Source organism: Shewanella psychrophila (assembly GCF_002005305.1).
Lineage (GTDB): Bacteria > Pseudomonadota > Gammaproteobacteria > Enterobacterales > Shewanellaceae > Shewanella > Shewanella psychrophila.
Genome location: NZ_CP014782.1, coordinates 3,947,008 through 3,962,469 on the forward strand (window position 1 = coordinate 3,947,008; position 15,462 = coordinate 3,962,469).

At 44.0% G+C, this 15,462-nt stretch carries 10 protein-coding genes; 2 read left to right on the forward strand and 8 right to left on the reverse strand.

Annotation, left to right across the window (positions count from 1 at the left end; genetic code table 11):
- Positions 1–122 precede the first annotated feature (122 nt).
- The 8 genes from sps_RS16895 to sps_RS16930 form a co-directional block, all read right to left on the reverse strand.
- Positions 123–704, reverse strand: coding sequence for a DUF778 domain-containing protein (locus sps_RS16895; RefSeq protein ID WP_077753577.1), 582 nt, complete (start codon positions 702–704; stop codon positions 123–125).
- A 104-nt stretch (positions 705–808) separates the two neighbouring features.
- Entirely contained in the window at positions 809–1,492 is a 684-nt protein-coding gene (locus sps_RS16900; RefSeq protein ID WP_077753578.1) for an exonuclease domain-containing protein, read from the reverse strand.
- 137 nt (positions 1,493–1,629) lie between these two features.
- The gene (locus tag sps_RS16905; RefSeq protein ID WP_077753579.1) at positions 1,630–3,477 is read right to left on the reverse strand and encodes a DUF294 nucleotidyltransferase-like domain-containing protein; all 1,848 of its coding nucleotides are present in this window, start codon (positions 3,475–3,477) and stop codon (positions 1,630–1,632) included.
- Positions 3,478–3,572: 95 nt separating this feature from the next.
- Positions 3,573–4,442, reverse strand: a complete 870-nt coding sequence (locus sps_RS16910) for a tetratricopeptide repeat protein (protein WP_237158127.1) — start codon at positions 4,440–4,442, stop codon at positions 3,573–3,575.
- Between the two features lie 31 nt (positions 4,443–4,473).
- On the reverse strand, positions 4,474–7,896 hold the full coding sequence (locus sps_RS16915) for a DNRLRE domain-containing protein (protein WP_169915798.1): 3,423 nt from the start codon (positions 7,894–7,896) through the stop codon (positions 4,474–4,476).
- A 294-nt stretch (positions 7,897–8,190) separates the two neighbouring features.
- Positions 8,191–9,984, reverse strand: a complete 1,794-nt coding sequence (locus sps_RS16920; RefSeq protein ID WP_237157863.1) for an amidohydrolase — start codon at positions 9,982–9,984, stop codon at positions 8,191–8,193.
- A 409-nt stretch (positions 9,985–10,393) separates the two neighbouring features.
- Positions 10,394–12,112, reverse strand: a complete 1,719-nt coding sequence (locus sps_RS16925; protein WP_077753581.1) for a sodium:solute symporter family protein — start codon at positions 12,110–12,112, stop codon at positions 10,394–10,396.
- 27 nt (positions 12,113–12,139) lie between these two features.
- Positions 12,140–12,406, reverse strand: a complete 267-nt coding sequence (locus tag sps_RS16930) for a DUF4212 domain-containing protein (protein ID WP_005502042.1) — start codon at positions 12,404–12,406, stop codon at positions 12,140–12,142.
- 651 nt (positions 12,407–13,057) lie between these two features.
- Between sps_RS16930 and sps_RS16935 the strand changes: the two genes are divergently transcribed.
- Together sps_RS16935 and sps_RS16940 are read left to right on the forward strand one after the other, a co-directional pair.
- Positions 13,058–14,089, forward strand: a complete 1,032-nt coding sequence (locus sps_RS16935; protein WP_077753582.1) for a hypothetical protein — start codon at positions 13,058–13,060, stop codon at positions 14,087–14,089.
- A 371-nt stretch (positions 14,090–14,460) separates the two neighbouring features.
- Complete coding sequence (locus tag sps_RS16940; protein ID WP_077753583.1) at positions 14,461–15,327, forward strand: hypothetical protein; 867 nt, start codon at positions 14,461–14,463, stop codon at positions 15,325–15,327.
- Positions 15,328–15,462 lie beyond the last annotated feature (135 nt).

The window sequence follows — 15,462 nt, forward strand, 5'->3', positions numbered from 1 at the left end:
TCCGAATAAAAAGCGGAAATCTTACTGAATTCTTCACTCAATAGTTAACATGGGCTTAAACCAACTAGAGTTTTAACTCTATTGTTCTGATTTTTGAACAATGTGAGACTAAAATTGCATGATCACGTATTGAATACAGCTTCATCCCAATAGATACTCTGTCCGAAATGGATTGACAGGCGTTTGTTAAGATCATTAAAGCTAGGTAATGACTCCTCCATACCACTTAAGCAGGACCAGACGAAACGATGACAATTGTTATCGAATAAATCATATTCTCGGTAGGTAAAAATAGCTTGCTCAGCTTTGATTAACGCATCTTCATCTACCAGAGGCCGATGATCATGGCTGCAAGCGATATAGATCTTACTGCCAGTTCGACCCGCTAAGAAACGTTTGGTGGATACCGCGCGGATGAGACCATTACCGTGAAGTTCAATCAAGGTATGATCATCGAGCCAGATCCCAGTATGCTCAATCACGCCATAGACAAAGCAGCAGATAATCGTTCCGGGCAAAGGCTTAACACGCTTATGACCTGCTTGCCAAAGACTTGGATGAAGACCCACGTGCTTATTTTTCCCCTCGGGAACCGGTACAGTACCGCTGCGTCTCTTCTGCTCCAATTGATGACGCTTCTCTCTTTCATTGGCCAAAAATACGGCGCCCAGAGCACTCCCTACCAGGAGAAGAGGTAAAGCCATATCACACCCTCTTAGATAACAAACTTATCTCCGAGATTAGTCAGTTAGGTCAAAGATGTGAATATGAACTTTGTAAGTATGTTTGTGTTTTAAGTTGCTCAGTATTATTTAATTGCGAGTAGCTCGGCAACCGTTAACGACTCTCCCTGGCCAATAGCTGCAATCTGAGCGAGCAACAACTCACCACATGCTAATGCATCGACCAAGGCATTATGGGCGGCGTAAACAGGTAGACCGTATCGAGTGCGACAGGCACCGAGTCTCAAGGAGCCCTCTTTTAATACATCATGCTTTCTCAGCAAGCGTTTGCGCTCAACGGCTAATGTATCTATCGCAAGCAGTTTAACCGGCTCTCCCATTGTATTAGTCATGGCATTTTGTAGGAATGTTATATCCAGAGGTGCATGATGAGCCACCAGCACCTTACCTTGGGTCTTTTCAACAAACCAGGCAATCGCTTGATCTATCTCTATAGCATCTTCTAGATGGTTATCTAAAATACCGTGGATAGCCGCACTTTGACCGACACCACCCTCAACTTTGATTAACTTCTGCTCCGCCTTATCGAGCATCAGCAGGTTATTTTCAATGGGAATTAAGCCGATACTGAGAATTTGATCATGATTTGGGTCCAGTCCTGTCATTTCCAAATCCAGTGCAATTAGCTGAGTTTGACTGATATCTTGAGCTATCACGGACATTAACCCGCGATGATATAGTCTCATCACTTCCGAGCGACAACGAAAGGCACGCCAACATAACTTAGATTTAAGCAGCTGAGATATCACGATTTAGAAGCTCCAAGGGAATTTAAGTTTAATACCAAGTTGAACATCATGGACAACCTTATAAACCAGCTTAGAAGCTCCGGGGAAATTGAAGCTTAATACCACATTGAACATCATGAACAACCTTATGAACCAGCTTAAAAGCTCCGGGTAAATTTAAGTTTAATACCAGATTGAGCATCATGAACCACCTTGAAGGCATCCCTAAGCTGATGCCTAACCAGAGAAGAGAGGTGCTGGGGCTTAAGGTAGTTAGTGATCTCCTGTGAGTGCTTATCTTGATAACCTTGATTAGATAAGCGCATATGGGCGATAAATTCGTGGGCATCGGCCAGATTAAGGGCATCTTTGCGATTAATGATATTGAGATCCATCAACTGACGGATCCTTTTCGCTGTGTTCACCTCCTTGATCCCAGCCGATAAGGCGTAGACCCTGGCAATATCATTGATAAGTGCATTGCCCTTATGCTTCAAATCTATACCCTTGACCTCACGGCCATCTCTTTCTAAAACAAATTTTTTAAAGAATCCCAAGGGCGGCGATTCAGTCAAAGCATTACCTGCCATCCCCGCAAGAAAAATATCATTGCCCTTGGTATTGGCCAGCACGGTATCTTGCAGGCTATCAAATAGTGAGCTTGGGCCGTAGACAGAACGCATATCGAAGAAAATACTGGCATGCATTAGCGCCTTGGGCTCAGGGGTATTGACCCAAGTTTCAAATTTATGCTGCCACTGCTTCAAAGTAAGACGCCACAGGGGATTTTGCGCCATGATGTCTCCAGGGCAATAAACATAGCCACAGCTATCCAAACCAGCGCAGACCGACTTAGACAAGGCGTCAAAGTAGGCCGACGCCGTTTCATCGGGTTCATAAGCGAGTAATAGGCCGTTATCTTGATCGGAACAAGCTGCTTGATCTTGTCGTCCCTGAGATCCGAATGCCAACCAACAAAAAGCCATAGGTGCTTCACCCAGTAACTGCTGATTCAACACAATGAGGCGTCGGGTCAGCGCATCCGTCACCGAGGTCAAAACCCGGCCAATCTCCTCGGCCCTGGCATCGGCACTGATCAAGTTTTGCAGTAATAAGGGGATCTGTTTACTCACGCTAATCAAACTTTCAACTGTGTGCTGTCTCTCTATTTCACCGATAAGCAGCAAGGGTTGAGAGCTTTGACCACGTAATATATCTGTGCTGGTGAGGATCCCAATTGGGATCTCCTCATCCACTATGGGCAGGTGATGAATGCTGTGCTCGCTCATAAGCAGCATGGCTTCAAATACCAAGGAGCTCGATGTCAGCGTCTTTGGCCGAGTCGTCATCGCCTGATGCACTGGTAAATGACCGTCTAGCCCTTCAGCCAATACGCGATTTCTCAAGTCTCTGTCGGTCAAGATCCCCACCAGCTGATGATTATCGATGATCAATACCGAAGAGACCCGAGCCAGTCTCATTTTTTGCGCCGCTTCACCCACAGTAGAATGGCTATCGATCACCACAGGGTGCTTCGACATCAAGGTGTTTACCCGACTCGTGGTTGCCAGATCTTTTGCCTTAAACCGGCCTTGATGACGTAAACGTTTCGCGAAGGCGCGATTGAAGAAGCGATCGAAATGGCGATTTTCACTGCGCAGGTAATTGAACGTATCTGGATCTAAATGGTAAACCAGGCCATCTTCTAATATTTGTACCCTATTACTGACCTTTTCACCGGATAGCAGCGAAAGAAAACCAAAGTAGTCTCCCTCACCTAGCCTATCGACTAACTCGCCACCATCATCTCGCACCTCAAATGCGCCGCTGCGCACGATATAAAGCTGGGGATGGGTTTCATCTAAAGGAACTATCGCCGAGGCCTTACTGTAATAACCAACGGTTAAGCTTTTACAACAACGCTCGAGGGCGGCGGCTTTTAGAGTATCAAACGGCGCTTGGGCCTTAATAAACTGAGATATTGGCTGTAGTTCACTTGCATCCATAGACTGTCACCAGAAAAACAGAAAGAGACTGATAACAAAACTATACCCAGCTCAACCAGATAAAGGTATTCGACCAATGGCGACAATGAGTGGTTTTATTGGGTATTTAATTTAGCTTCTAGCTGACTTTTTAAATCCTGTACTGCTGGGGTTAAGCGGCGATGTTCAGGCATTTGGTTTATTTTACTTAAACCATGTTGATAAGCAGTTTCGGCATCAAAATATTGCTTGGACTCTTGATAGATATCCCCTTTCTTAAGTTGCCAACGAGGTAAACTGTTCACTTCATGGGGTAACTGCTCGATAACCCTCAATGCCTCTTCGGGCTTACCTTGTTCAAGATAGCTGTCGACTAACAAGTCAACTAAGCTCACGATAGGGCCTAGCTGATTAACACCTTCATTGAGCCCCTCTATGACGATATCCTGCCCAACTTTGCCTATCTGATCTGCCATATTCGCACGTTCTATATATTGATCTGGGGTGGGTCTAGATAACAGACTCATGAAAATATCCATCTCATCGACGGCGGCTCTGTATTCATCAAGCTCTATATAAGTGCGTGCCAGATCGAGCCTGGCCGATTTATAACTGGGATCGAGTTCTATCACCTTAGAGAGTAACTTATAGGCCTCATCCGGCATCCCGGACTGCAGCCGCATTCTTCCCATGTAATACCAGATATCGATACGCAAGTTAGCATCGTCAGTGCTAGCCATGGCGCTTTGAAAATCTTGCCATGCTAAGCCCCAATGATGATTCTCACTATGGAGTTCGCCACGTTGCAGTAATAGATGGGCAATATTTGTCTGTGAGGCTAATTGGGCATTCAAGTTAGGGGCAAGCAAGTCATTGATATGCTGTACCCGAACATCGAGCTGGGCATGGGCACCCACAAGTGCAGAGCAAAACAGGCTGTAACTGAGACATAAGCTAACTAGTATCTTCATCACTAATATTTTCATCAACTAATTTTCATTACTTAAGTTTTCATCATTAAGGCACTGTCACTGAGTTTGAGGTCATTACGCCATCAAAGCTATCTGAGCCTCGCTCAATATCAGTCACTGTAAAAAAGAACATATCACCGCTCAGTGCCGACTGCTTAGTCAACTTCAAGATAAGGGCGCCATCTCCTGAAGTTGTCCCAGAATCCGCCAGCTTTGTTCCATCGGTTAAGGTCCATTCTCCACTCACCAAGGCTTGGGGCCCGCCGTTGCCAGAATCATCTTTCACACTCACCAGAGCGCTAACATCATAAGTTCGCCCTTTTCTCTTAAGGGACAAAGACACGTCATCGGCACCTAATTCTGTAGGAGGAGAAATCATCGTTGTCACAGTAATTTCTTGTGACCAAGCAGATTCATCCACGCCATCACTTGCCGTAACACTGTAGTAATAAGTAGTATTTAAGCTAATCGCACTGTCTTGATAGCTGGTTATTGATGATTGCCCTAAGAGGCTATAGCCACTGCCTGAGCTATGCGAGCGGTAAACATAATAATGTGTCCCTTGACTCACAGCGTTCCAACTAAGCGATATCTGACTGCCATCGAAACTAGCAGTAAAACCAGTTGGCGTACTCAGGCCATCGCAAGGACTAGTGTCAACGCCAATACAGTCACTGGTCTCAACATTGTCACTCTCTTGATAACTGTATCCAGCTAGGCTCACTGAGTTTATCGAGAAGATAAATTGCCCGCTGCTGTTCTTGTTAACATTAGTTGAGCCAAAACTCACCTTCCCCTCACCCGTTGTCACACCAGACACAGATAAATTAGACAGAGCCGACCAAGTGCCCGATACACTAGCATTGTTAACTGGTATGCCCAAAGCATCTTCCACTAGCACTTCGGCCCTCGCCCTGAGTTTCTTTTTATTCACAGATTCTATCGCCATCCCAATGTCTTCCACATGCAGTGAAGCCGTCACAGCTTGAGTGGTAATCTCCAATCCAGTGCTTGGCGTGGACTCATTATTAGCGGCATCGAACGCGATGATTTTATAAATGTAATGGGTTGCAGGCGTTAAGCTGCTGTCATTAAAGTTGGTCATCGTCGATGTAGCAAGCATCACATCATCACGGAAAACTTTATATCCGGTAACGGCCACGTTATCGCTCGCCGCATCCCACGAAATAGACGCTGTGTCGGTAGCCACCGACATCAACAACAGATTTTCAACTTGAGTGGGTGGCGCAGTGTCGCCTTCGGGCTCTGGAAGTGAATAAACCAAGGTCAGTTTAGGATGAAAGTTGCTCGACTCTCTCGAATAAAAGTCGGCGCCATCGCTGGAGGCAGTATTGGTTATGATAAACCCATGATTACTCGATGAGCCATCGACCCAAGACTCGATCATATCTGTAGCCGCTTCATTTAAATTGACGGTATATAGCCCGATTCCAGGGCTAATCGAAGCAAGAGAAACCACGGAGCGATCTCCAGTCCCTTGTCCACCGGCAAGCTCCCAAGCCTTACCAGCATCGTACTGTAGCCAACTCACTTCGGCTTCGGTCCAAGGCACGGAAAGTGCAAAAATGTTATAGCTGCTGGATGTTGGATTAAACACATCTAAGGTTATTGCCGCTGACTCGATATTGGCATTGGCAGGGATCACATCGATATCCCATCTCAGTAGCGTCGACAGGTCGTTACCGTTGCCATCATCACCGTCGATATAAAGATTGGTGTTTGCACCATAACGACTTGTGATATTCAGTTCGCTGATATAAGCATCACGAGTGCCGCTGTAGCTGAGTTCAGGGCTAACACCATCCTGAAACGCTATGGTGATCAAGTTGATATAGGTAAATTCCTGCTGAGTATTGGCGGCAATAGTATTAAGAGAAATGTCTTGAATACCATTGATGACCAAGGTGTAGACTTGTGACGGCACCAGAGCCGATGTCGTCAAGGTCACTTGTCGCTGATTGGCACTCAATTGCGCCGATATAACACTCGCCCCGCGATCCAGTTGGTAATGGGAAATATCAGCCGCGCTGACTTGGGTCAGATTTTCAGAGAAATTCAGTTTCACCGTCGTAGAATCGATTGCCTGAATCGATGTCACTGTAGGGGGTAAGACATCCGGCCCTTTAGTCAGGGTAAACTCATCCTGAACGACATTGGTATTATCAATAAAAGTGGCCGTCAGCTCATTATCCTGAACCTCTAAAATAACCGAGCCAAGCAAATTGATAGAGGCATACATGGCAGGATGATTGAGCGCACCGCCTGAGATCTTGCCCGAGCTGCCAGCAACCACATACACGGCGCCATTATTGGCTTGCTGGATCTGAGCCGTTTTTTGATAGCTGCCATCGCCCGCTTTATTCCCATCACCGGCGTCTAACTGCATCCCTTGAGTGAAGCTAGATGAATGACCATAGTGACTGTCGATAAGGTATGAACGCTCATAGGAATGGCTATGACCAGACAACACAAGATCGACGCCATAGGATTCCAGAATTGGCAGTGCATTTTCGCGCATTTCGATTAAACGGCTTTCAGAATCTGAATCATGGGAGCCTTTGGTATATGGCGGGTGATGCCAATAAGCCACAATCCAAGGCTGACTGGTGGCCTCGAGATCGTTAACCAGCCAAGTTAACATGGCGCCGCTACTCGACCTGTCTGTCTCATAGGACTCTAAACAAACAAAGTGGATCTGACCATAATCGAACGAGTAGTAGGCTTCGGTGCCCGATGGTACACCACCTGCCTCAGCGTTTGTTGGTAAGGTAAAAATATCATAGTAAGGCCCTTCCTGGCTTGCAGAGTCTGCGGTGGCACCATCGTGGTTACCCAAAGTAGACCAGAGCGGAGATTGCTTTAACAATTCAGGATATATATCAAAAACGGCCGCCTGATACTCACTGTCAGTGCCCGTAGAGTAGGCATTGTCCCCCAACATGAGCCATAGATCCGTATAACTGCTGCCAGTTCGGGCTTTATAGGCATCCCGTACGGCCCTAGCATTGCTATTGGCCGTTCCCGAGTCACCTATGATCCAAACCCGAGTCAATGCAGTGCTACCAACACTTGGCGAGGTATAAAAGAAGTGTGTGCTATCGCCACCTGTGAGTACGTCGCCTTGATTGTCGAGAACGGCGTAATAGTAGCGAGTATTAGGCGTGAGGCCGCTAAGGGTCACACTGTGTGTGGCTTCATTCAGCCCCGTAGCGCTATCGGCTAAATTACTGAGCTCAGTACCGTATTTGACAACCGATGGCCCGGTAATATCCGTCCTCCATTTGACCGTCATACTGTGCTCAGTACCGAGCTGAAGATAAGGGCCTCGGGTTAGTGTCTCTGCCATCACGGCAGATGTGAAGCAGATAAGCAGTACGAAGAGGCACATTATGCCATTGGCGTAATGCCTGTTAACAATAGGCGGAGCAGACAAAAATAGGCCAAACATACCACACCACCAAATTTTGTAGGCTTGTCGCGCTTTACTTTCAGCTATAAACGGGGCAAGCGCCATGTTCAATGTGGTAAGTATATGCCTTAATACCTGACTGTGCCTGAGCTTGCGGGGATGTAAAGATATGAAACAATCACATGAGAGTGGGTAGTTTTAACTATAATGCGGAGCTATTCGTTGGAAACTAAAAAGAAAAAGAGCGAAACCAAAATCGATTTCACTCTTTTTTGTCACAGCCCATTCTTTTTCAAATTGTTCTTTTTAAAAAGAGGCTAAACCCCAGCAGGATTAATGTTTCAGGTTAGCGGCCTTATTGATATTAAAATCGCCGTGAAAAACCGTGCCTAAGATAGCGATATCTTTAATCGCCATGGGATCAATTTTAAGTGGGTTGGCTTTCAATATCGTAAAATTAGCCGTCTTCCCCTCTTCGATGGAGCCTATCTTGGTCTCCAAGTTTAGGGTTCTCGCCGCAGTGATAGTGATCGCCTTCATCGCCGTGTATGCATCAATACGTTGATCCTGAGAAACTTTGCGGTTGTTAGCTGTCACTCTATTTACCGCAGTCCAGGCTAATGTCAGCGGCTCAACCGGGGCCATGGCAAAGTCTGAATGGAAAGACACAGGTATTTTCCTGTCTACTAACTTTTTCACAGCGACCAGAGAGTCAGCCCGCTCGGGACCGAGTCCATCTGTCGCATACTTATCCGCTAACGCCCATAAATAGAAGGGATTAACCGAAGCCTCCATGCCCAAGCTCTTCATCTCATCGGCTTGCTTATCGGTAAAATAGCCCATGTGATGTAAGGTAAAGCGATGATCTTTTCTCGGATAGGCTTGCTGATCCAGCGAGTTAAAGTCCAATACCTGCTGTATGCCTAAGTCACCATTGGAGTGAACATGAATTTTATAATCATTTTTCCAATACAGACTCAGCTGGTCTTGAAACAGATCTAGAGGTGTCATCCATTCGCCATGATGGCCATCAGGGTAACCGTCCTCCATCTGCATCAGCAGCGAATAGATGGCGCCATCGGCAAACAGTTTTACCTGCTTGGGCAAGAACTCGATATTCTCTGTGTTGTATTTAGCTGGCAGAGTCTCCATTACCGCCATCGCCTTACTGTTATCATTACCCGCCATGGCATAAAGCTGAGTCCCATTGGGGATCAGGTAAACATCATAGGGAGGCTTCTTGTCCATCTCACTCTTGAGTAATCCATACTCCATCTTAAAATCTGAACTTGGAAAGCCTGGCTCGGCAATGGTGGTGATCCCGTTTTGCTGAACAAGTTGAGTCATTTTCGACAACCCACGCTTATAGGAATCAGGATCGAGCAAGAATGGACCAATTTTTGGTACCAGCGCTAGCCAGCCACCCTCATAAAAATGCCCTTCTTCCCAATTGACTTGCGGGTTACCTTTAAAGTCTTCTTCAGTAATACCGAATAACTCTATGGCTTTATCGTTTAAAAATATTTCATGGAATGAACGATGAATAATGGCCACTGGTTTATCTGGAGACAAGCGATTAAGGATCCCTCTATTAAGGGAGCCATGCCATAACTGATGATAACCCCAGGCAAAGAATATCTTACCGGCTTTAGCGTTTTCGTTAATCGATTCAGCCAACCTTTTTTGGTAGGCTTCTGGGGTCTGTACCCCTTTCTTAACACCTGTAGGTAACACCCAATCATGAGGAGCGATCACCTCATTTGGCAACATAAGCGCTGCTATAGAAGGATGAAGATGAGGCTCGATAAAACCAGGCATTAGGGTATTGCCCTTAAGGTCATGAAGCTCGGCCTTACCTTCGAAACGCTTGAACGCTTCGGCCTTAGTGCCAACAAAGATAATTCTCCCTTCACGCTCGACCACGGCCTCAGCGTATTCAGGCTTATCTCCATTCATGGTCAGTATGTCACCGCCGAAGAAAATAGTCTGATGGAGCTCATAGGGTAAGGTAACAGCGGCTTGCTGTTCACTGGTCGCTTGTTGAGTCGCTTTTGGAGATGCATCATCCTGATTGTTGCAGCCAGATATGGCCATAACCATGACTAATGCCAATATGCTTTTATACATAAGTGTCTTCCCTTACGTTTGATAACTTCTGATTTGAGCAAGAATAACCTCGCCTCTATCCTAGCAGTATCCTTACTCACTATTTGGCCCTTTACATAAGATCTGCTATTAGCTTCTTCCCGTAACCTTAGGAAAGTTATAACGAAACATAAGCAGCACCTTAAGTAAAGCGGCCGATATATTAGCACCGCATACCTGTGCTGTAGAGCATCACGGTTCAAAATTGAGTGGCCGATCAAAATTTGTTTTTAAGTCGTGCAAGGAAATAGAACTTAAATGTGCCAATAAAAAAGAGCGCCTAAGCGCTCTTTTCATTTATGTCGATACCAGCTCTAGATACTAAAATCACATACCAAAGTCAGAAACCAGAGTCAGAAACCAGAGTCATCTAAGTCATAGAGACATCCGACTAGTGGTCTTGAGCCTCACCCGCTCCCTTAGGGAAACGAATTGACTCAACCATGTTAACCACATCTTGCGGTACCGCTGTCGTTACCTTACTGACAGCGAAGGCCACTGCGAAGTTAATCATCATACCTAGCATACCGATACCTTCAGGAGATATCCCTAGGAACCAATGATCCGCATTGTTGATCTCAGGGTTTACGAACTTGAAGAATGCGATATAGCCAGCGGTAAATAACAGACCAACAACCATACCTGTGATTGCACCTTCCTTGTTCATGGTCTTAGAGAAAATACCCATGATGATTGCAGGGAAGAGTGACGATGCCGCGAGTCCGAAGGCGATAGCAACGACTGCTGCGACAAATCCAGGTGGATTGATGCCGAAGTAACCTGCCATCACAATACCCAGCGCCGCGGCGATACGTGCAAACATCAATTCCTTCTTATCTGAGATATCCGGCATCAGGTTCTTCTTGAGTAAATCATGAGACACCGATGTAGAGATAACCAACAAGAGACCCGCAGATGTTGATAACGCAGCGGCTAGACCACCGGCAGCAACCAATGCGATAACCCAAGCAGGTAAGTTAGCAATTTCAGGTGTCGCGAGAACCATAATGTCTCGGTCAATCTTCATCTCGCTTTCAGGACCCTTAGCATAATAAATTTTGCCATCTTGGTTTTTATCATCCCACTCAATCAGACCTGTCTTTTCCCAGTTCTTAATCCACTCGGGAGCCGTTTCATAGGCAACACCTGTAGATTCTGGGCCATTTATCGTTTCAATCATATTCACACGAGAGAAGGCCGCGAGTGCAGGAATCGTCGTATACATAATGGCGATGAAAACAAGCGCCCAACCCGCTGATACTCGTGCATCTTTCACTCTAGGCACGGTAAAGAAGCGTACTATCACGTGTGGCAGACCCGCTGTACCAAACATCAGAGCGCCGGTAATGAAGAACACATCGATCATGCTCTTAGAGCCTTCGGTATACTGCCCAAAGCCAAGCTCTGTGGATAACCCATCGAGTTTATCTAGCAGATATACCCCAGTGCCATTACCCGCAGCATCGATGAGCTCTGCGCCGAAACCAATTTGAGGAATAATATGACCCGTCATCATCACAGAGATGAAGATAGCCGGAACCATAAAGGCGAAGATGAGTACACAGTATTGTGCGACCTGAGTGTAGGTAATACCTTTCATACCACCGAGTACGGCATAGAAGAAGACCACCGCCATACCTATGTAAACGCCGGTTTCAACTTCGACCTCGAGGAAGCGAGAGAACACCACGCCCACACCACGCATTTGACCCGCGATATAAGTGAAACAGATGAAGATGGCACACACAACTGCCACAGTACGCGCAGCTTGTGAGTAGTATCGGTCACCGATAAAGTCTGGCACGGTAAACTTACCAAACTTTCTTAGATAAGGCGCCATACACAATGCCAGCAGTACGTAGCCGCCAGTCCAACCCATAAGGTAAACAGAGCCATCATAGCCGGTAAATGACACTATACCCGCGAGGGAAATAAACGAGGCTGCCGACATCCAATCTGCCGCCGTTGCCATGCCGTTCATCACAGGGTGAACACCACCACCTGCAACATAGAATTCTTTTGTCGAACCGGCTCTCGCCCAAATCGCGATTCCGATATAAAGGGCGAATGTTACGCCCACAATCAAATAAGTTAACGTTTGTACGTCCATCTCATGGCTCCTTATCTTGGTCTAGTATTAGTCTTCGTGAACATTGTATTTTTTATCTAATGCATTGGCTTTCGCCACATAGACAAAAATCAGCGCTACGAACACATACATGGCACCTTGTTGTGCAAACCAGAATCCCAACTTGAATCCCATAAAATGAATTTCATTCAGTACATCCACTAGTAAAATGCCGCATCCAAAAGATACTGCAGCCCATATAGCTAATAATTTAAGTACTAGGCGTAAATTCTCGCGCCAATATCCCTCTGCCTTGTCGTTGCTTTCAAAACTCATAGCGACTCCCCTGTGCTGATTTTTTATTTAAAGTCACAGTTAATCTATCAAGGCAGAGCACAACAACAATCGCGACCTTAGTCTAACGCCAACGGCAACCAAGTAAGTAAAATTAAAAAATAAGATTTAAAACATACAGATACAGATTAACGTCAACGTCAACCTTATGCCATTGCAAGGCTAAACCTTAGACTAAGGTAGGAGAGTTTTTGTTTGAAATTTGTAGCGCGTCGCGAGGTTTGGCAAAACATTTCACTCGGTTTGGCAAATGAGAGCTTATCTCATCTAAATAATTACCAGTTCACATGGTTTGGCAAAACATTCTAGCTGCAGCGTTTGGCGAGGTTCTGAAAGGTACATAAAGTGAATATCTTGCTTGTCACAAGTCCTATTAACGTTCAAATATTAAAAATAGGCCCGAGTATCAGGATGGATTTAAACCATCTTTAAATCGAGTTTAATCCCCCTGTTGATTCAGATTAAAGTGATCACTCTAAGCCTTTTTCCCCTCTTTATGAGTTACAAACTATTGCCAATGGTGAAAATATATCTAATGATAGAAACCAAATTGCAGTTGGTTGGTTCTCAAAAAACAGCACCACTACAACTGAATAACTAATAGCGGCTTTTTTATCTAAAAAGTAGGAATAAATGGATCTACTCAAGGACAGACAAAAGAGCACTTACGAGTGGTTTAAGAAACGAATTTTCGAACTAAAGAAAGAAGCCCAATCAAGTGGGGGGAGGATAGTTCGCGAAGATATATGGCGTTGCGAATACTATAGAAATCCATACTTACTCCTTGAAGAAGATGAGACGATTCAAGAAAGGTTAGCGGATGTATTTACAAATAGCCTCGATATTGGCGCTAATGGCAAGATAAGCGTGACACCGATGATTGATAATGATGCCAGATTCGGTCGACTTTTAATTGAGTTGATCGAAGAAACCAATTGGAGAGGTATTTTAAAGGAAGGGTCTATAGGATATGCATCAGAGCAATTGAACGCATACTATTCCAATGGGATGCCTTTGGGCGTAAAAATGTTTGATAAATTGACCATTGAGCCTGAAAATTGCCTTTTAAAGTTCTCTAAAAAGCAATATGTCGAAGATATGCTTAAATATGGACGATTTAGAATTTCTCCTGCGTCTTATTATTCAAAAGGCAGCCATATCAAGGCAATAAAAGATTTAGAGACGGTGAGAAGCTACAGGCTAAAAGCGATTAGCGAAATACTTAAGGGTGAAAGTCATTTTGAGTTTCAAGGCCTTAGAAACCCAATAATCAATGGAGTCGTGCCAATAGAATTTGTAATGGGAGACTATTACATGTTCTGTACTTGCAATGAAGTCAGCAGAAGAATGCCAACAGACTTTGAGTCTGATGCAGTCCTTATAATAAAAGATAAAGTTGAGTTTATTAATAGACTTAAAGATGAGCTTTTAATTAGCTTCCCTGATTGGGAGTTTCTCGAAAGTGATGTGTACTATTATGACCCCTATAATGATACGATTAAAGATAAGGATCAGGAATTTTATAAACATTTTTCCTATGCATACCAGAAGGAACATCGCTGTATAATTAGGCCAAAAGTAAAGAACAGTGCAGCGGTTAATCTAGACGCTTTTTCTATTGAAATAGGGTCTATTAGCGATATTGCTGAAGTAATAATCGTCTGAATGAGAAATGATCCCCCCCCCTCACAAAATCCAACAACCCAGTAACATATGGTGTTCATCTCAAGTTAGGAACGTTACCACATATTAAGATAGGCATAAATTCTATAGTCAATAGTTCCTATTTAGATTAAATACCCTAATTCATTTATATCCAGGTACATCTTAGAACGATCACTTTAAGATGTATTACATCATTATGAGTGAGTTAGGGTAAATGCCTCAACTCATTTTACCTGTTGATTTACCGAGAGTTTTTTGTTGGTTTTTCATTTAACTCTATAAACTTACATACAGAATGCAATTGTGATTTGATAATGAAGCTAAATCAAAGTATATATGTAACATATTGATTATCATGGAAGGGATCTAACGTGCGTGTATATAACTCTGATACTGGCTCAAATCACAACATTCAAATTCTCAAGCACTTAAGCTTAACTCCGATAGCAGCCGCAGGGCGGATTGAAGGAATGTTCGCACACCAAGAAAACTGTTCTTTGAAACCGGATTTTTCGGTAGATGTTTTTGACAGGCTTGGTAATGTTATCAATACAAAATCCTTAAAGCAGTATATTGAAGAGTTTTGTTGTCATGCAAGTAAATTTTCTATATCTGAGTACTTGTTAGATGTGAACCGGCCTTTACGACTAATTGATTTATGGGAAGATGATCCGATTGGAAGTGGGGGACCAAAGGTTATCGATAGTGACCAGCTATCACTATCAGAGAAATTAGAAGTTCGAGCATTGTTTGATCCTTTCACAGATGTTATCTACCCTCCCCATATTTTCAATGTAATGTCTAAAAATGATATAAAAGGTATTATGAAGGGCTACACTAACAATAGGTTATTCACTGAAGAGTATAGAAAACGAAAAGCACGTTCTAAAGCAATCAATGAAGACTTCAAAGAAGCTAAATATCAGGAAATAGTTTGGTTAGATTATACTTTAAAACTAAAACAATGGGCATTAGATAGAGGTTATGATTCTTTTGTATATTCAAATATAAAGGAAGGTAGTGGGGAGGATACTTATGTAACACTGCTACCTAACCAGTTAAGTAAAATAAATAACTCTTTATTTTTCAATGAAGAGAAATATCTAACAGAAATGCCCCCTGTGATTAAAAGCATAATAACTAGATTACACTCTAAGCCTATTGTAACTAATCGAACACATGAGTTTGTTTACAGTATCTTATGGGGGCAAAAAGATCCAATGCCATTTTGGGAGTAATTTATGGTCAATCAAAACTACCATTAGATCGTGAATTAGCTATAGAGAAAGTAGCTAACAAATAACTATGTGGATTCCGTAACTCTCGGCATTTAATGGAATCAAGTGCGCTTTGCTAGTTTTACATTGCGCACA

Bases quoted from the DNA above. Each gene is read 5' to 3' on its own strand.
- sps_RS16905 (WP_077753579.1), bottom strand. From the start codon at position 3,477: ATGGATGCAAGTGAACTACAGCCAATATCTCAGTTTATTAAGGCCCAA.
- sps_RS16895 (WP_077753577.1), bottom strand. From the start codon at position 704: ATGGCTTTACCTCTTCTCCTGGTAGGGAGTGCTCTGGGCGCCGTATTT.
- sps_RS16925 (WP_077753581.1), bottom strand. From the start codon at position 12,112: ATGGACGTACAAACGTTAACTTATTTGATTGTGGGCGTAACATTCGCC.
- sps_RS16915 (WP_169915798.1), bottom strand. From the start codon at position 7,896: ATGTTTGGCCTATTTTTGTCTGCTCCGCCTATTGTTAACAGGCATTAC.
- sps_RS16935 (WP_077753582.1), top strand. From the start codon at position 13,058: ATGGATCTACTCAAGGACAGACAAAAGAGCACTTACGAGTGGTTTAAG.
- sps_RS16930 (WP_005502042.1), bottom strand. From the start codon at position 12,406: ATGAGTTTTGAAAGCAACGACAAGGCAGAGGGATATTGGCGCGAGAAT.
- sps_RS16920 (WP_237157863.1), bottom strand. From the start codon at position 9,984: ATGTATAAAAGCATATTGGCATTAGTCATGGTTATGGCCATATCTGGC.
- sps_RS16910 (WP_237158127.1), bottom strand. From the start codon at position 4,442: ATGAAAATATTAGTGATGAAGATACTAGTTAGCTTATGTCTCAGTTAC.